Raw genomic sequence first — 16,893 nt, forward strand, 5'->3', positions numbered from 1 at the left:
AGTCGGGCCGCCCCCTAGGGTGAGGCGTGTGACCGCGCAGAGCCTGATCACCGCCGGAATCGTCGCCGACGGCGTCCGTCGCTCGTTCGGGAACGTGCACGCGGTGCGGAACGTGACGCTGCGAGCGCAGGCCGGACGTGTCACGGGACTGGTCGGACCCAACGGCTCGGGCAAGACGACCCTGCTGCTGATGCTCGGGTCGCTTCTTGCGCCCGACGCGGGCACGATCCGCATCGAGGGCGTCGACCCGGTCGCCGAGCCGCAGGCGGCCCGCGCCCTGCTCGGCTGGATGCCCGACGCGCTCGGCGCATGGGGCAGCCTCACCTCGCGCGAGACCCTGATCGTCACGGGACGCCTGTACGGGATACCCAAGCCCGAGGCATCCGCTCGGGCCGACGCGCTGCTGGCCGAAGTGGGCCTCGCCGACCTGGCGGGAGCGCCGGCCCGGGTGCTCTCGCGCGGGCAGAAGCAGCGGCTGGGGCTCGCCCGCGCGCTCGTCCACGACCCGCGCGTGCTGCTGCTCGACGAGCCGGCATCCGGTCTGGATCCGCAGGCGCGCATCGATCTGCGGCGACTGCTGCGACGCCTCGCGGCCGAGGGGCGCACGGTTCTGGTGTCGAGTCACATCCTGTCGGAGCTCGAGGAGGTCGTCGACGACGCGGTCTTCCTCATGGCCGGTCAGACGGTCGATCCCGCCCGCGTCGAAGCCGCCGCGCGCCGAGCGCGTCCGTGGCGCGTCCGGGTGGCGGGAGCAGAGCCGGCCGACGCCCGCGGCCGCGTGGCACAGGTGCTCGCCATTCCGGCCGACACCGTCGGCATCGATCGCCGGGACCTCGTCGTGTCGTTCGATGATGAGGATGACGCCGCCCGCGCGCTGCGCGCCCTGGTGTCCGCGGACGTCGAGGTTGTGGAATTCGCCGCGGCGCAGGGCACGCTCGAGCGGGCGTTCCTCGATCTGGGTGAGGGCAGACCTCCGCAGGCGCCGGCCCCACCGGATGCCACCCCGCCCGGCGCCTCGCCGGCGGCTCCCGGAAGCGAGGGTGCATCGTGAACACGCAGCGTCTCGGCACGATCGTCGGCCTCGAGCTGACGCAGCGCACCCGCAGCATCGCCTGGTACGTCCTGCTCGGCGTCTTCGCCCTGCTGCTGGTGATCATCACACTGCTGTCGTTCGTCGCGTGGGGCTTCGCCGACGAGCCCGGTGCCGCCATCTACTCGACCATCGTCTACATCACGCTGCTGCTGGTGGTGCTCGTCTCGCCCACCTTGAGCGGCAACGCCATCAACGGCGACCGGGATGCCGCGACCCTCGCGCCTGTGCAGGTCACCCTCGCCACCACCGGCGAGATCCTGATCGGCAAGTTCCTCGCCGCGTGGGTGACAGGGCTGGCCTTCCTCGCGGTCGCGGTGCCGTTCCTCCTTCTCGGGACGATCGCCGGCGGTGGGAACCCGGCGACCATCGGGGTGTCCCTCCTCGTCCTGATCTTCGAGGTCGGCGTCATCGCGGCGATCGGCGTCGCACTCAGTGGCATCCTGTCGCGCCCGCTGTTCTCCGTGGCGACGACGTATCTCGTCGTCGCCGCGCTGGCCGTCGGCACCCTTATCGCGTTCGGGCTCGGCGGAATGACGGTGCGCTCGGAGGCGACCAGCCATCACCGCGCCTACGACTACGACGACTATCGGGGCGACACGTTCCCGTGTCTGCCCGGCGAGGAGCCGACCGGCGATTACCCGTGCGACGAGGATGCCGAGATCTCGTGCGGCCCGTGGCAGGTGACGACGTACGAGGTTCCGCGGTTCGACCGGGTGTGGTGGCTGCTCGCCGCCAACCCGTTCGTGATCCTCGCGGACGCCACGCCCACGACGTTCGACCGCAACGGCTACCCGGTCGACCTGTTCGGTCAGATCAAGACCGGCGTCCGGATGGCCCAACAGCCCCCGCCGCTCGAGCAGCGCTGGGACGACTGTTCCCGAATGCCGATCGTGGACCAGCCGACACCCGAGGAGATCACGGCGCGGACGGCGCCGAGCTGGTTCGTCGGCATGGCACTGCAGGCGCTGCTCGCCGCGGGACTGCTGTGGTGGGCATGGGCGCGCACGCGTACGCCCGCCGGTCGTCTGCCGTCGGGGACCCGCATCGCCTGATCAGATGCGCGCCGCCGCCCTCGGCTCCAGGCGCTGCGGCCAGGTGGCGATGGCCGCGTGCAATTGCTCGATCGCCGCACGGGACAGTGGTGAGTGAGGCGGTCTCACGTCACCGACGTCGGTCCCCGCCGCGCGGAACAGCTCCTTCAGCACGGCGACGTTGAACTTCCCATTGCCGTCGGCCCTCAGCCGCTCCACCGGCTCGATGAGTGCGAGCATGTCGGCGAGCGCCGCGGCATCCCTGTCCACCAGTGCCCGGTGCACGGCCAGCGAGAGGTCGGGACGGACGTTGGCGATCCCGGACGTGAAGCCGGTGATGCCGAGCGGCAGGAACTGGGTGCCTCGCATCTCGGCCGCTCCGTTCACCCAGATGCAGGCGTCGACGGCTTCCGTGCCCAGCAGGCGCGACAGCGTGTCGAGATCGGCGCGGGCGTACTTCACTCCGACGATCGAGGGCTCGGATGCCAGGGATCGAAGGGCGTCGAGATCGAGCCGCTCGGTACGCAGGTAGAGCACGATCGGCAGCGCCGACCGCCCGGCGACGTACCGGTAATAGGAGAGGAGTCCCTCGCTGTCGCCGAAGGGATCGGCGGGCTCGTGGAGCATCGCCAGCTCGAAGCCGAGATCCGCGGCTCGCTCGATCTCGTCCAGCACGGATCTCGCTGCCCCGGAGAACCCGGCGATGCGCAGGGCCGGGATGTCGGCGTGTGAGACGGCGCGCAGGTAGGACCGCTGCTCTTCCGGTGTCAGCTGGAACACCTCGGCCGTGTTGCCGAGGGCGGCGACGGCGTGGACTCCGGAGGTCCCCACCGTGCGAGCGATCTTCTCCGCAGACGACGCATCGAGATGACCATCGCGGTAGGGCGTCACCATGACGGCGATGACACCGCGGAGTCCTTCCGTGATGCGGGTCGTCCCGGCGGGAGTCATCGGCCCGCTCGTTCCGCGGCGTCGATCACGATCTCGGCGGACGCCTGGCGTGCCTGGGCGGTGAGTCCACCGTCGATGGTCAGAACATGCCCGGTGATGTACGAGGCTTCATCGGAGGCGAGGAACGACACCGCTGCAGCGATCTCCGCTCCCGTCCCGGCGCGGCCCAAGGGGATCGACTGCACCTCGTCGCGCTGGGTCGACGGTGCGAGAGCCTCATAGCGGTCGTTGGAGATCGCGCCGGGCGCGATGGCGTTGACGCGGACATCAGGAGCGAGTTCGAGCGCCAGTGCCCGGGTGAACGACTCGATCGCACCCTTGGTGGCGTCATAGGCCACGGCGGAGCGATGCGCCTTGGAAGCCCCGATCGACGAGATGTTCACGATCGATCCGCCACGCCGGCGCAGCAGCGGCGCCGCCGCCGCCGCGCACAGGAATGTCCCCCGCGCGTTGACGGCGAAGATGCGGTCCCAGTCCTGGAGCGTGAGCCTGTCGAACGGCACGCGGCCCTGCATGGTGAGCGCGGCGTTGTTCACGAGGACGTCGACGCCACCGAACCGGTCGACGATCGCGCTGAACATCGCCTCCACTTGCTGCGGCTCCGAGACGTCCGCGTCGAAGCCGCTCGCATCGAGTCCCTCTTCCCGCAGGGCGGCGGCGACCTGCTCGGCCTCGCCGGGAACCACCCCGTTGACGGCGACGCGGGCGCCGTTCTCGGCGAAGCGCCGACAGATGGCCAGCCCGATGTTGCGGCTGCCTCCGGTCACGATGATCGTGCGCCCCCGCCATCGTCCTTCGCTCGAGATGGTCACGTCGGGCTCCCCGTTCGATCGACGACAGCGGTGGTGTCGACGGCGTCCCAGCGCAGCGGCTCGGCCGCCGCGCGCAGCAGATCGGGCGAGATCGTCAGACCGACTCCGTCGCCGTCGGGCGGAAGAAGCGACGACGCCCGGAATTCCAGGGGACGGGCAACGACATCCCGTCGGTACAGCAACGGGCCCACGGGGTCACTGGCCAGCACCTCGGCCGAAGTGGAGACGCCGACGTGGGCGGCAGCAGCCGTCCCGATCGACAGTTCCTGCGTCGTCCCGATGACGACCGACAGGCCCGCCGACTCCGCGATCGCGAGCACGCGTTGTGCGGGCGTGATGCCGCCGAGGACGAAGAGCCCGACGTTGACGATGTCTACCGCTCCGTGGGCGGCGAGGGCCAGCGCCGCGCGAGGGCTGGTGGCGTGCTCGCTCACCGGCACGAGAGTGCGCTCCCGGACGAATCTCAGCCCGTCGAGATCGCCCGCCTTTGCCGGCGCCTCCACGAAGTCGTAGCCGAGATCGCGTGTGGCCTCGATGAAACGGGCGGCTGCGCGGGCGTCGAGGAGGTTGGAGAAGTCCAGGGACTTGATGGAGACCGTCTCTCCGAACTCCTCGCGGGCTCGCACGAGGAAGTCCTCGTCCAGCGCCAGGTTCCGCCCGACATAGACCCGGAAGCGGTCGAAGCCCCGGTCGACCATGCGTCGAACCAGCGCCAGGTTCTCGTCCACGTCCTCGGGGGACTGCTGCCGGAAGATCGGGAACGCGATGGGGAGCGCCGGGCGGACCCGCCCGCCGAGCATGTCAGCGAGATTCAGCCCCAGCGCCTTGGCACGCAGATCCCACAGAGCGATATCCACGCCGCAGCGGATGACGCCCGCCTTGTCGTACAGATAGTCGGAGGAGGGGAAGCTGCGCTCCAGAAGGCCCGTCAGCGCCGTCGCCTCGCGCGGGTCACGGCCGACGAGCAGTCCGCGCAGCGTGGCCTCGAGCCCGGCGACATCGACGTGGTACATCGGCAGGTGCTGGAAGTCCGACATCTCGCCGATGCCGATCGCGCCGTCGTCAGAGACGAGCTCCACGATGACGTGGCCGCACACGATGCCGGCCCGGGCCGACGAGACAGGCGTGAGACGGACGTCCGAGATACGCGGACTCACGCGTTCTGCCCGTGCTGGGGCACCGCGTCGCCCTCCTGTTCGAGAGACGAAAGGAGGGCTCGGGAGGCGCCGTGGATATGCGCCTGCAGCAGATCGCGCGCGCGGTCGGCGTCGCCCGCTTCGACGGCTTCGAGGATCTCGGTGTGCTCGGCAGCCTCGCCGGCGAACGCCGGCTCGACCTTCCAGCCGGCCGTCGCGATGAAGGTAGCGAGCACCTGCAGCTTGTCGAGGAAGCTGATCAGCCACTCGTTCCCGCTCAGAACATAGAGCTCCCGGTGGAATCTCCGGTTGGCCAGCCCCAGCTGCGCAGGCTGCTCGCCGTCGAGGAGGGCGGCGGCCGCCTCGAGGGCGCGGCGGGCCGAGGGAAGCGCGCCGGCGCCCCGGAGCTGGACTCCGAGATGCACCGCCTGCGGCTCGACGGCGTAGCGGGCCTCGTCGATGGCGCGCACCGTCGCCTCATCCAGCCGACGCACGCTCACGCGCTGGTACGAGCTGGCCACGACCAAGCCGCTCGACTGCAGCTGCTTGAGCGCCTCACGTACTGGCGTCTTGGAAACGCCGAGCATCTCGGCGATGTCTCGTTCGACCAGCGGGGCCCCTTGAGGGAGGACGCCGTCCAGAATGGCCTGCTGCAGAGCATCCCTCACGCGGTCACCGCGAGAAGCAGGCTCCTGCATGATCAGCGTTCTGAACGCGTCAGCGGATGCATCCAACGACATGATGCCATCGTAGTATCTTGGTATACCAAAAGCAATCACCTCTGCACGCCTGTCTTGCCGGGTCTTCGATGGCCGGATGGCTCCGGCGGTGTCGGTTCGAGAAATACTGGTGCATTGGTATACCACGATGCTAGAGTGCCAACGTCGGGCTCGAATGAGGACGGAACGCCTCCACTTCGACCGCGTGGGACGCGATGCGGCGTCGGGGCCGATACGAGGTCCGAGTGAGGAGCCTCGTCACGCATCAACTGTGAAGGGAAATGCTCAATGAGGACTTTTTCTGCCCGTGCGAGAACGGCTGCCGGTGTGACCGCGGTCGTCGCGCTGGGGGCGTCGCTCGCGGCCTGCAGCAGCGGCTCGGGGAACGCCGAATCCGACGAGGTGACCCTCCGTGTCGCCTGGTGGGGCTCACAGGAGCGCCACGACAACTTCCTCTCGCTGATCGAGGAGTACGAAGCGGACAACCCCAACGTGACCATCGAGGCGGAGTACTCCGACTCCGGCGGGCACTGGGACCGGCTGGCCACGACGACCGCCGGCGGCGACGCGCCGGACGTCATCTCCTTCGACAAGGAGCACCTCTTCCAGTACGGCGGCCGCGGCGCCCTTCTGGATCTGAACACGCTGGACATCGACATCTCGAACTTCCCGAAGGCCTCCATCGAGCAGGGCAGCCTCGACGGCGAGCTGTACGGCCTGCCGTTCTCGCAGAACGCCTACACCGTGATCGCGAACGAGGATCTCTTCGCGCAGGCGGGCGTGGAGCTGCCTGACGACACCAGCTGGACGTGGGAGGACTTCTACGAGGTCTCCGGTCAGGTCGCGACCGCCCTCGGCGGAGACGTGCGTGGAAGCGACTACGGCGAGGCCGGCAATGCGACCCTCGAGATGTGGCTCGGGCAGCACGGCGAGTCGCTGTACGCCAGCGACGGGTCCGCGGAGATCGGCTACGACCCGGCCACCGCCGCCTCCTGGTTCGCCCACCTCGAGCACATCCGCGACGCGGCCAACGGGCCGAGCCCCGACGAGTTCATCGAGGAGATGTCCGGGGTCTTCGAGGAGGGGCGGTTCCTCACCAACCGCTCGGCGCTGGCCTTCTACTACGCCAGTCAGCTGCCGGCGCTGGAGACCGCGTCGGGAAGCAAGATGGAGCTGCTCCGGCCGCCGTCGCCGGACGGTGACGTGAGCGAGAACGGACTGGCCCTGATCCCCTCGTGGTTCTGGGGCATCTCGAGCCGGACCGAGCACCCCGAAGCGGCGGCGAAGCTCGTGGACTTCCTCAGCAACGACGAGCGAGTCGCAGAGACGATGCTCGTATCGCTGGGCGTGCCGGCCAGCAGCGCGAACCAGAAGGTCATCCTGCCGTCGCTGGATGAGACAGGGCAGGAAGTGGTGTCGTTCATCAGCGAGACCGAGCCCGAGGTGACGTTCGTGCCGGCGCCCGCGCCGCCCGGTTCCGGCGCGGTGGGCGAGGTCGTCATCCGCTACATGGAGGAAGTGCTGTTCGACCGCCTGACGCCCGAGGAAGCAGCCGAGCAGATGACCACCGAGATCGAGGATCAGCTGGCGCGCGGCTGACATCCCCTCCGACGGCCGAGCGCCCCGCGGCGCTCGGCCGTCGCCACGCCGAACCCCGCACCCCAAGGAGCCCCGCATGACTCCCCGCCCGACGATTCAGCCCGCCACCGCGCACCGACCGCAGCTCGGCCTGCAAGGTCCGGTCATGGCGTGGCAGGACCCGTGGGCGGGGCAGTCGTCCGATGCGATCAAGCGCACCGGAACGGGCGTCCTGCTCGCGTCGCAGGACGGCCGCTCCACGGCTGAAGGCTTCACCACGGCACTGCGACGGTTCGGCGCGGACTTCTACGTGCACCACGCCTTCCCGGGCGATCCGAACGATCACGTCCTGCTGAGCGACATCGCCCGTGCGGGATTGGGCCTCGTGCTCGGGAACGAGTACGGCAACATCAACGGGCCTCACCGGCCCGGCACCAACCGCTGGGATGTGCCGGCATCGCTGGTCGCCGAAGCCGCTGCGAGAGTGGATCTGCGCGGTGTGCTCTACGACGAGCCCGAGCACCTGCAGATCAACGCCGACCAGTACCGCAAGGACGGCTTCCATCCGCACTTCGGGTCCGTCGACGGGATGCCCCCCGACGCAGCCGTCGAGACGATCGCGTCGCGCGTCGGCGCGATCGTCGGCGGCATCCGCGAGGCCTCCGACGCATCGACCCCCGTGCTCAGCGAACAGGTCTTCCCGGTGCTGTTCCACACCCTCGCCCGCGGCGGGATGAGCCCGTGCCCGAAGGTGATGAAGGAGTCCTTCCAGCCCCTTCAACTGGGCACCGCGCTCGGCGCGGCGCTGCAGTACCGACGGGATTTCTGGATCTGCGTGGACCTGTGGGGCCCCGACATCGGGCCCTGGTTCACGCGTGCCCCCGGGTATCCCGGCCACTCGCCCGAGGAGTATGCGTCGGCGCTGCGCCTGGCGTACTTCTTCGGCCCGAGCCATCTGTTCACCGAGGGCATCGACGTCCTGATGCAGCTGACCGACTCGCAGTTCCGCGCCACCGCGTTCGGCGAGGTGTGGCTCGAGTTCGTGTCGTCGTTCGTTCCGTCGCACCCCTTGCCGTGGACCTTCCGTGAAGCGCGCCCGCACATCGCCTTCATCCACGCGGAGGACAGCGACTACGGCCAGTCCGAACGCCCCTTCGGCAAGAGGGGGAACCGCGCGCCCGAACGGTCCGCGTCCGTCTTCGAGGTCTGGCATCTCCTCAGCCACGGCACGATCCCGCGTCACGGCAGCTGCATGCACATTCCCGGGTACGACTTCCCCCGCCATCGGCTGAACCCGCTGGACCGCTCGGCGTATCCCTTCCCCGACGGCGCTCCCGGCGTGGACGCGCCGACGCGGACCCACGGGCTGTTCCAGCCGATGAACAGCGTGCTCGTCTTCGACGAGACGGTGGGCGGGGATGACCTCGCCGACGCGAGCCTCATCGTGGTGGCCGGCACCCGGCTGCCCGCTCCCACGCGGGATCTGCTCCGTGTGCGGGCCGCGGCGGGCGCCACCGTGGTGCTCGCGGCGTGGCTCGACCCCGACCACCCTGCGGGCGTGCACCGTGTCGGCGAGGGCGCCTGGGTCGTGACGGAGGACTTCCTCTCGGACGAGGTGGCTGAGGTCGTCGCACCGCACCTGGGTGCAACCGACCGCTGGACGCAGCGCTTCGGAGACCACGAGCTGCGCATCACGCCGCGCGACGCCGACGGCGTCGAACTCGAGTTCGAGGTGGTGCCCGCGTGACGGCATCCGCTCGATTCCCCGACGACCCGCCCACGCCCGCAAGGAGCCGACACGTGCCCGACGTCCTCATCGTCCACCCCGAGCAGCCAGGCGCTCGACTGCGGTTCGGCCTCGACATCCTGAGCCGCGCGCTCGCCGACCTCGGGTACGCCGTCACCCGATCGACGCAGCCCCTCGGCCCGAACGTCGGGGGAGCGGCGCGCATCGTCGTCGGGGTACGGGGCGCATCCGCCGACCTCGCGGCCCTCGAGGAGCAGGAGATCCTGCTCTACAACACCGGCGCACCCGCCCGCGACGGCTTCTATCTGGCGTCGCTGCCGGACCGGCTGACGGCGGTCGTCGGCGAGAGCGAGTCCGGGACTCTCTACGGGTGTCAGGAGCTCGCGCGAGAGCTCGCGCGATACGGGGACATCCCGCGCGATCTCGACCGGGGCGAAAGCCCCGACCTCGTACTGCGCGGCCCGGCGATCGGGCTGCAGAAGACCACCGTCGAGGCGCCGCGCCAGGTCTACGAGTATCCGATCAACCGGGCGCGTTTCCCCTGGTTCTACGACAGGCAGACCTGGCTCGACCTCCTGGACCTGATGCTCTCGGAGCGGGCCAACGTGATCTACCTGTGGAGCGGTCACCCGTTCTCGTCTTTCGTGCGGCTCGCGGACTATCCCGAAGCGCAGGAGGTCACTGACGCCGAGCTGGCGGAGAACCGCGAGCTGCTCACCTGGCTTGCGGCCGAGGCCGACAAGCGGGGCATCTGGGTCGTCGTGAAGTTCTACAACATCCACATCCCGCTGCCTTTCGCACAGCACCACGGCATCCCGCTCCATCAGCCGGCGCCCACGCCGCTGACCAGCGACTACACGCGCAAGTCCATCGCCGCCTTCGTCGACGAGTTCCCGAACGTGGGGCTGTACGTGTGCCTCGGGGAGGTCCTGCAAGGCGACATCTACGGCACCGAATGGTTCGTGGACACGATCCTGGCAGGCGTGAAGGACGGCGTCGCACGGTCGCAGCGCGACGAGGTCCCGCCCGTCATCGTGCGTGCGCACGCGATCGATCTGCAGCCGGTGCTGGCCAAGGCGCTGGAGGTCTACCCTCGACTGTTCACCGAGGCGAAGTTCAACGGCGAGTCGCTGACGACCTGGAATCCCCGCGGCAAGTGGCAGGGCATCCACCAGGAGCTCGCGGCCCAGGGAAGCCTGCACATCGTCAACATCCACATCCTCGCGAACCTCGAGCCGTTCCGGTTCGGCGCGGTGTCGTTCATCCGGAAGAGCGTCCTTTCGATCACCCATCGCCTCCAGTCGCACGGGCTGCACCTCTACCCGCTCTTCTATTGGGAGTGGCCGCTGTCTCCGGACAACACCGAACCGCGCCTGCGGCAGATCGACCGTGACTGGATCTGGTACGCGGCGTGGCTGCGGTACGCGTGGCGGGGCGATCGCGACCCCCTGGCAGAACGCGACCACTGGATCGGACTGCTCGCCGGCCGGTTCGGAACACGGGAGGCCGGGGCGGCGGCGCTCGACGCGTACGAGGCGATGGGCCAGATCGCGCCCCTGCTCGTGCGGCGTCTGGGCATCACGGAGGGCAATCGTCAGACGCTGAGCCTGGGGATGACGATGAGCCAGCTCACCAACGCGGCGCGGCACCGGCCCTGGGCCGACCTGTGGGAGTCGCATGCCCCCGCCGGGGAGCGACTGGAGGAGTACGCGCGGCGGGAAGCACACGGCGAGCCGCACCATGGCGAGACACCCGTGAGCGTGGTCGAGGACACGTGCTTCTTCGCACGGCGCGCGCTGGATGCGATCGCTCGGGGGCGGGAGCAGGTGCGCGCCGACGCGGACGAGTACGACCGTCTGGGCTCGGACGTCGAAGCGGTCGCCCTCATGGCCGAGTTCTACCGACTGCGGGTCCTCGCGGCGGTCGAGATCGTCGTCTACCGGGAGCGGGCCGCCGCCCACCCCGGCGAGCCGGTCGCGCGCCTCCGGAAGGCCGCGGACCTGATCGACGAGAGCGTGACGGTCTACGAGCGGCTGACCGAGCTCACCGATCGCACCTATCTCTACGCCAACAGCATGCAGACGCCCCAGCGCAAGGTGCCGTTCCCCGATGGACGCGAGTTCGGCCATTGGCGCCAGTGCCTGCCGCTCTACGCCGAGGAGGCGCGGAACTTCCGCGCGAATCTCGCGCGCGTGGAGTCGGGGGATGCCGGCGCGCAGGCGGTCTCGGACGCACCCTCGCCCTTCCAGCCCGCGCGATTCGAGCTGCTGTCCGGCGACGCAGAGACCTTCACGGTCCGCGCAGGCCAGTCGGTGTTCGCAGACGCCGACAGCAACATGCGCGAGGTCGCACCCGAGCTCGAAGGACTGACCGGCATCCGCGTGCAGCGCGACGGCGCGTTCGACGGGCAGGTCCCCCTGCGGATCCGTCTGGATGAACCGGGTCACGTGCTGGTCGGCTACTTCCAGAGCCCGGATGCCGTCTGGCTGCAGGTGCCCGACCTCGAAGTGGACACCCATGCCGATGCCCGCGGCGGGCTCGAACCCGTGCTGCGGTCGGCGGTCGCCGTCGACTTCCTTCCGGACGTGAACGTGCACGCGTTCGCGTACGAGCCGGGCGAGCACACCATCGCACTGGGTACGGGTGCGTACGTGGTCCTCGGCGTCGTGCCGGCAGGGCAGGAGTTCAGCGGACGGACCGTCCTCGGAGAAGCCGATGACCGGGCGTCGCTGGACTGGCTCTATGAAGCACCCTGACGCAATGCTAGTATCGCGGTATACCAGGATCCCGGCGATGTGGTCGGGGTGTGCGAGATCGACGGAGATGGATCACGTGGTCAGGACGGATCGCCCGCGGAGCGGGTCCCCCGGTTGCCGGACTCGGATGGTGCGCCGATGAGCGCGATGACCGAGCTGGTCAACATCCGCAAGGTGAAGGTCCGACGGACCGGCAAGCCGAGCAAGGCGGAGCGCCGCGAGGGTCGTGCCGCCTACCTCTTCCTGCTGCCCTGGATGATCGGCATGGTGCTGCTCACCATCGGCCCGATGGCGGTCTCGCTGTACCTGTCCTTCACCGACTACAACCTGCTGCAGGCTCCCGAGTGGATCGGCCTGGACAACTTCACCCGGATGCTGGACGACGCTCGTCTGCACAACTCGTTCGGGGTGACGTTCCGCTTCGTCTTCATCTCGGTGCCGCTGCAGCTGATCGCCGCGCTGCTGCTGGCGGTGGTGCTCGATCGCGGTCTCCGAGGGCTGGCGATCTATCGCTCGATCTTCTACCTCCCGTCGCTCCTGGGCGGATCCGTCGCCATCGCGGTGCTGTGGCGGCAGATCTTCGGCATCGAGGGTCTGGTCAACCAGGTGCTGGCACTGCTCGGGATCGAAGGTCAGGGCTGGGTGTCCTCGCCCGACACCGCTCTGGACACGCTGGTGATCCTCAGCGTGTGGACCTTCGGCGCGCCGATGATCATCTTCCTGGCCGGCCTCCGGCAGATCCCGACGATGTACTACGAGGCCGCCTCGGTGGACGGCGCGAGCCGCATGCGGCAGTTCTTCAGGATCACCCTGCCGCTGCTGACGCCGATCATCTTCTTCAACTTCGTGCTGCAGATCATCGGCGCCTTCCAGTCCTTCACGCAGGCCTTCGTGGTCTCGAACGGCTCCGGCGGACCCGCCGACTCGACGATGTTCTACACGCTGTACCTGTACCAGACCGGTTTCAACAACTTCGACATGGGCTACGCATCCGCGATGGCCTGGGTCCTGCTGGTGATCATCGCGATGTTCACGGTCGTGAACTTCGTGGCGTCGAAATATTGGGTGTTCTATGACGACTGAGCTCGCTCCTGCCACGACCGATGCCCGCGAGCCCGCGACCACCGGACCGGATGCGCTGTCGGATTCGCGCCGGCGACTGCTGAGGTCCATGGCGATGCGCCGCCTGGTCAAGCACGCGATCCTGATCGCCTGCGGCCTGGTGATGATGTATCCGCTGCTGTGGATGGTCGTCAGCTCGCTGCGACCCAACGAGGAGATCTTCCGGTCTCCGGGGCTGCTGCTGGACAGCTTCGAGATCTCGAACTACATCGACGGCTGGGACGCGCTGAGCGAGCCCTTCGGGCACTACATGGTCAACTCGGCGATCATCGTGCTCGGCTCGATCGTCGGCAACCTGCTGTCGTGCTCGATGGCCGCGTACGCCTTCGCGCGCCTGCGCTTCCGGGGCCGCGCGCTGATGTTCGCCGCCATGCTGGCCACCATCATGCTGCCCGTGCACGTCGTGATCGTGCCGCAGTACGTCATCTTCTCCCAGCTGGGGTGGGTGAACACCTTCCTGCCGCTCATCGTGCCCAAGTTCCTGGCCACCGAGGCGTTCTTCATCTTCCTGATGGTGCAGTTCATCCGCGGCATCCCGCGTGAGCTCGACGAGGCGGCGCGCATCGACGGCTGCGGTCACTTCGGCATCTACTTCCGGATCATCCTGCCCCTGATGGTGCCCGCGCTCGCCACGACGGCGATCTTCACGTTCATCTGGACCTGGAACGACTTCTTCGGGCAGCTCATCTATCTGACCAAGCCCGACATGTACACCGTGCCGGTCGCGCTCCGCGCCTTCGTGGACGCCAGCTCGGACTCCTCGTGGGGTTCGCTGTTCGCCATGTCGATCGTGTCTCTGCTCCCGGTGTTCCTGATCTTCCTGTTCGGTCAGCGATTCCTGCTCAAGGGCATCGCGACGACCGGCGGCAAGTGACGGGCCCGCGAATGCCCTCGGACCGCATCGACGAGGTCGAGCTGTCGCTCCTCTCGGTGCCGCTCGCCCGGCCGATGAGCGACGCGAAGGTGCTCACCGGGCGGCAGCGTCCGATGGGGGAGATCAGCGTCGTGACGGCCGAGGTCCGCACGGCGGACGGCCTGCACGGACTCGGGTTCACCTACTCGACGCGCGCAGGCGGTCCAGCGCAGTACGCGCATGCGAGAGAGGTCGTCCACGAGGTGATCGGCGACGACCCGAATGACATCTCGCGCATCCACGACAAGCTGCTCTGGGCAGGCGCGGCGGCCGGGCGAGGCGGGATCGCCGTGCAGGCCATCGCGGCGATCGACATCGCGCTGTTCGACGTGAAGGCGCGACGCGCCGGGGTGTCGCTGGCCAGGCTGCTGGGCGCATACCGCGACTCGGTGCGGGTCTACAACACCTCCGGCGGATACCTCAATGCTCCGCTCGACGAGGTGCTCGACAACGTCGAGCGCTCCCTCTCGTCGGGACTGGGCGGCATCAAGATCAAGGTCGGCCAGCCCGACGTCGCTCGCGACCTCGAGCGGGTCCGCGCGGTGCACGAGCACATCGGCGGGAGGGTGCCGCTGATGGTGGATGCCAATCAGCAGTGGGACCGTGCGACGGCGCTCAGGACCGGGCGGCTGCTCGAGGAGTTCGACCTGGCGTGGATCGAAGAACCGCTCGATGCGCACGACTTCGACGGCCTCGCCGACCTCGCCGCGCGGCTGGACACGCCCGTCGCCTCGGGCGAGATGCTCACGGGCGTCGGCGACATCGCGACGCTCATCGACCGTCGGGGCGCCGACATCGTGCAGGCCGATGCCCCTCGCCTCGGCGGCGTGACGGGATACCTGCGGGCGGCCGCGCTCGCCGATCAGGCCCACCTCGACATGGCGCCGCACTTCGTGATGGAGCTGCACGTGCACCTCGCGGCGGCCTATCCGCGCGAGCCCTGGGTCGAGCACTTCGATTGGCTGACGCCGCTGTTCGATGAGCGGCTCGAGATCCGGGACGGACGGATGCTCGTGCCCGAGCGACCCGGGCTCGGGCTGACCTTGAGCGAGCAGGCGCGCGGGTGGGTCTCGGAGCGACTCGTCGTGTCCTGATCGCGCCTCGCGCCGCCGTCAGATCGGGCGTCGCCCGGAGTGCAGCACCCCGGTGATCGCACCGAGGACGGCGCCGGCCATCGTGTCGATGATCCGCTCGGAGGCGATGGCGGGGGAGTCCACGGTGGCGGTCACCGCGCCGGTCAGCAGCAGGACCAGCGGCGTGATGAACGTCAGCGCGAGCGCGTAGTGCCGCACGACGACGATCTCGATGGCGAACTGCAGCACGCCGAGGATCAGTGCCAGCCACAGCCCGACGGGCGACAGCGGCGCGAGGAGCAGGAAGAGCCCCGCGCCGGCGACCGTGCCCGTCATGCGATGGATGCCGCGGCTGAACGCCGCCCGGCGGTCCGCCGCGATCCCGATCACCGCGACGGCCGAGCCGACGACCCAGTAGGCGCGCTCGGGATCGAGCCACGCTCCCACGGCGGCGCCCACCACCGCGACGAGCGCGACGCGCAGCAGCAGGATGCGGGCGGCCGGTGGCCACGCGGGACCGGGCAGGAGCGTGCGCAGCGTGTGTCGCGGCATCCGTCTCGCACGTCGGCGCAGGAGCGGCGCCGCGGTGAGCAGCCACGCGAACACGATGCCCGCCGTCAGCGCCGACAGGTACACCAGGACGTCGGCGCCGGCGGCGGAGATGTGGGCGGTGAGCCCGAAGGTCAGAACGAAGAAGAGCGGTCCCGGCGGACCCAGCGAGAAGCCGAAAGCGAGCGCCGCGCTTCCGATCGCCACGACGACGAGGCCGATGATGGTGGCGACGGGCGAGGAGCCGGCAAGCGCGCCGAGCACCGCGGCGGTCAGGAGGCCGACGCCGACGAGCGGCACGACTCTCACCCGGTCGATCGCCGCGAGGTGCGACGCGAACAGGGCGGCGAACGCGCCCGAGGCCGCCTGATACCCCAGCTCGGGCCGTCCGAGCAGGGTCATCACGGCGATGGGGACGGCAACGGCGAGGGCGGCCTGGGTGGCGAGCGGCCAGCGCGGGGCCGGTGCAGCGCCGAACCGGATCAGACTGGCGAACCCGTGCCGGAGGTCGGACAGCCAGTGGTGTTCGGGGTGGTCAGCGGTTGGCTGGGATCCGGTCGACATCCCTTCCATTGTCGTCGCCGGCCTGCCCGACCTCGGTCACGATGCCGCGTGCGCTCCGCGGCGCCGCGTTTCAGGCTGCAGGTGCGGTGGAAGGCCGTCCCTCGTCCGCCGTGGGACGTATCGCCGCCAGGCGGTGCGGTAGCCGTGATATCCCCGCAGCGACGACAGGAACACGACGGCCAGGGCCGCGACCACGGCCAGCACGATGGCCCACGCCAGCGCAGCGCCCGCCACCACGCTCACGCCGCCGACGAAGAGTCCGACGACACAGCCGTTCACGACCGCGATCAGAAAGGCCGAGCTGCCGAGCACCTGCGACGAGTCGCTGCGCCACCGCAGGAACGAGTAGGTGATCTGCATGCCGAGCTGGTCGTCGGTGGTCGACTGCAGGAAGTACTCCTCGACGGCCGGGTCGAGGTCGACGTAGGCGCCGCGCAGCCGGTTCATCGCGACGACGAACATCATGTCCTCTTCGGCGACGTTGAACACGCGGATCTGCGTCAGCAGACCGACCGTGATGAGGAACCCGAGGATCGTCAGGGATGCCGGCGCGAAGCCGTCGCCGAAGTCGGTCGCCTGCCCGAGCAGGCCGATGGTCACCAGGCCCGCCGAGACGAGCGTCAGGAAGATCGTGATGCGCGTGAGCACCTCGTTCTGCGCCGTGCCGCGCGCGGCGAGAAGGCCCCAGTGCTCGGTCGCGAGGATCTGCGCGCGGCGTGCGAGCGCGGCGTCGGACTCCCGATCGGGTGCCGGGCTCACGGGCTGGTCGGCAGCGCCGGCCGCATCGGCCGCCATGGCGTCATTGTCCACCCGGGCCTCGCCGGGCGGTAGATGCACCGAGCGAGAGCG

14 protein-coding genes are annotated in these 16,893 nt (G+C 69.3%); 8 read left to right on the top strand and 6 right to left on the bottom strand.

Features of this window, described 5'->3' with window-relative positions; translation table 11 throughout:
• Positions 1–43: 43 nt before the first annotated feature.
• Together AC5RVZ_RS02310 and AC5RVZ_RS02315 are read left to right on the top strand one after the other, a co-directional pair.
• On the top strand, positions 44–1,051 hold the full coding sequence (locus tag AC5RVZ_RS02310) for an ABC transporter ATP-binding protein (RefSeq protein ID WP_494064715.1): 1,008 nt from the start codon (positions 44–46) through the stop codon (positions 1,049–1,051).
• Positions 1,048–2,145: an ABC transporter permease gene (locus AC5RVZ_RS02315; protein ID WP_494064162.1), complete on the top strand. Its 1,098-nt coding sequence runs from the start codon at positions 1,048–1,050 to the stop codon at positions 2,143–2,145. Before AC5RVZ_RS02310 ends, AC5RVZ_RS02315 begins: the two co-directional genes overlap by 4 nt.
• Here the strand turns inward: AC5RVZ_RS02315 and AC5RVZ_RS02320 are convergent, their stop codons facing one another.
• From AC5RVZ_RS02320 to AC5RVZ_RS02335, 4 genes are read right to left on the bottom strand one after another with little or no spacing between them, the layout of a single operon-like run.
• Positions 2,146–3,075 (bottom strand): dihydrodipicolinate synthase family protein, encoded by a 930-nt coding sequence (locus AC5RVZ_RS02320; RefSeq protein WP_494064163.1) that lies wholly within the window; start codon positions 3,073–3,075, stop codon positions 2,146–2,148.
• Complete coding sequence (locus tag AC5RVZ_RS02325; RefSeq protein WP_494064164.1) at positions 3,072–3,887, bottom strand: SDR family NAD(P)-dependent oxidoreductase; 816 nt, start codon at positions 3,885–3,887, stop codon at positions 3,072–3,074. Before AC5RVZ_RS02325 ends, AC5RVZ_RS02320 begins: the two co-directional genes overlap by 4 nt.
• The gene (locus AC5RVZ_RS02330) at positions 3,884–5,044 is read right to left on the bottom strand and encodes a mandelate racemase/muconate lactonizing enzyme family protein (protein ID WP_494064165.1); all 1,161 of its coding nucleotides are present in this window, start codon (positions 5,042–5,044) and stop codon (positions 3,884–3,886) included. Before AC5RVZ_RS02330 ends, AC5RVZ_RS02325 begins: the two co-directional genes overlap by 4 nt.
• Positions 5,041–5,763, bottom strand: a complete 723-nt coding sequence (locus tag AC5RVZ_RS02335) for a GntR family transcriptional regulator (RefSeq protein WP_494064166.1) — start codon at positions 5,761–5,763, stop codon at positions 5,041–5,043. The genes AC5RVZ_RS02330 and AC5RVZ_RS02335 overlap by 4 nt, the downstream gene beginning before the upstream one ends.
• 306 nt (positions 5,764–6,069) lie before the next feature.
• Between AC5RVZ_RS02335 and AC5RVZ_RS02340 the strand changes: the two genes are divergently transcribed.
• The 6 genes from AC5RVZ_RS02340 to AC5RVZ_RS02365 all read left to right on the top strand — a co-directional run bounded on the left by AC5RVZ_RS02340 (position 6,070) and on the right by AC5RVZ_RS02365 (position 14,952).
• The gene (locus AC5RVZ_RS02340; protein ID WP_494064167.1) at positions 6,070–7,341 is read left to right on the top strand and encodes an ABC transporter substrate-binding protein; all 1,272 of its coding nucleotides are present in this window, start codon (positions 6,070–6,072) and stop codon (positions 7,339–7,341) included.
• A 76-nt stretch (positions 7,342–7,417) separates the two neighbouring features.
• Complete coding sequence (locus AC5RVZ_RS02345; protein WP_494064168.1) at positions 7,418–9,067, top strand: hypothetical protein; 1,650 nt, start codon at positions 7,418–7,420, stop codon at positions 9,065–9,067.
• A gap of 53 nt (positions 9,068–9,120) precedes the next feature.
• A complete protein-coding gene (locus AC5RVZ_RS02350) occupies positions 9,121–11,823 on the top strand; it encodes a hypothetical protein (protein WP_494064169.1) in 2,703 nt (900 codons plus the stop codon).
• 138 nt (positions 11,824–11,961) lie between these two features.
• A complete protein-coding gene (locus AC5RVZ_RS02355; protein WP_494064170.1) occupies positions 11,962–12,906 on the top strand; it encodes a carbohydrate ABC transporter permease in 945 nt (314 codons plus the stop codon).
• Complete coding sequence (locus tag AC5RVZ_RS02360; RefSeq protein ID WP_494064171.1) at positions 12,896–13,819, top strand: carbohydrate ABC transporter permease; 924 nt, start codon at positions 12,896–12,898, stop codon at positions 13,817–13,819. The genes AC5RVZ_RS02355 and AC5RVZ_RS02360 overlap by 11 nt, the downstream gene beginning before the upstream one ends.
• An 11-nt stretch (positions 13,820–13,830) precedes the next feature.
• Positions 13,831–14,952, top strand: coding sequence for an L-talarate/galactarate dehydratase (locus AC5RVZ_RS02365; RefSeq protein WP_494064172.1), 1,122 nt, complete (start codon positions 13,831–13,833; stop codon positions 14,950–14,952).
• An 18-nt stretch (positions 14,953–14,970) separates the two neighbouring features.
• On the opposite strand, the gene AC5RVZ_RS02370 is transcribed toward AC5RVZ_RS02365, so the two are convergent.
• A complete protein-coding gene (locus tag AC5RVZ_RS02370) occupies positions 14,971–16,044 on the bottom strand; it encodes an FUSC family protein (RefSeq protein ID WP_494064173.1) in 1,074 nt (357 codons plus the stop codon).
• Positions 16,045–16,080: 36 nt separating this feature from the next.
• Positions 16,081–16,839: a hypothetical protein gene (locus AC5RVZ_RS02375; RefSeq protein WP_494064174.1), complete on the bottom strand. Its 759-nt coding sequence runs from the start codon at positions 16,837–16,839 to the stop codon at positions 16,081–16,083.
• Positions 16,840–16,893 lie beyond the last annotated feature (54 nt).

The organism is Arthrobacter sp. Cza30, from assembly GCF_059090765.1.

What these genes read in the sequence shown, in the direction of transcription:
- AC5RVZ_RS02365 (WP_494064172.1), top strand. Translation starts at nt 13,831, where the DNA reads ATGCCCTCGGACCGCATCGACGAGGTCGAGCTGTCGCTCCTCTCGGTG.
- AC5RVZ_RS02355 (WP_494064170.1), top strand. Translation starts at nt 11,962, where the DNA reads ATGAGCGCGATGACCGAGCTGGTCAACATCCGCAAGGTGAAGGTCCGA.
- AC5RVZ_RS02375 (WP_494064174.1), bottom strand. Translation starts at nt 16,839, where the DNA reads ATGGCGGCCGATGCGGCCGGCGCTGCCGACCAGCCCGTGAGCCCGGCA.
- AC5RVZ_RS02345 (WP_494064168.1), top strand. Translation starts at nt 7,418, where the DNA reads ATGACTCCCCGCCCGACGATTCAGCCCGCCACCGCGCACCGACCGCAG.
- AC5RVZ_RS02370 (WP_494064173.1), bottom strand. Translation starts at nt 16,044, where the DNA reads ATGTCGACCGGATCCCAGCCAACCGCTGACCACCCCGAACACCACTGG.
- AC5RVZ_RS02335 (WP_494064166.1), bottom strand. Translation starts at nt 5,763, where the DNA reads ATGTCGTTGGATGCATCCGCTGACGCGTTCAGAACGCTGATCATGCAG.
- AC5RVZ_RS02360 (WP_494064171.1), top strand. Translation starts at nt 12,896, where the DNA reads ATGACGACTGAGCTCGCTCCTGCCACGACCGATGCCCGCGAGCCCGCG.
- AC5RVZ_RS02320 (WP_494064163.1), bottom strand. Translation starts at nt 3,075, where the DNA reads ATGACTCCCGCCGGGACGACCCGCATCACGGAAGGACTCCGCGGTGTC.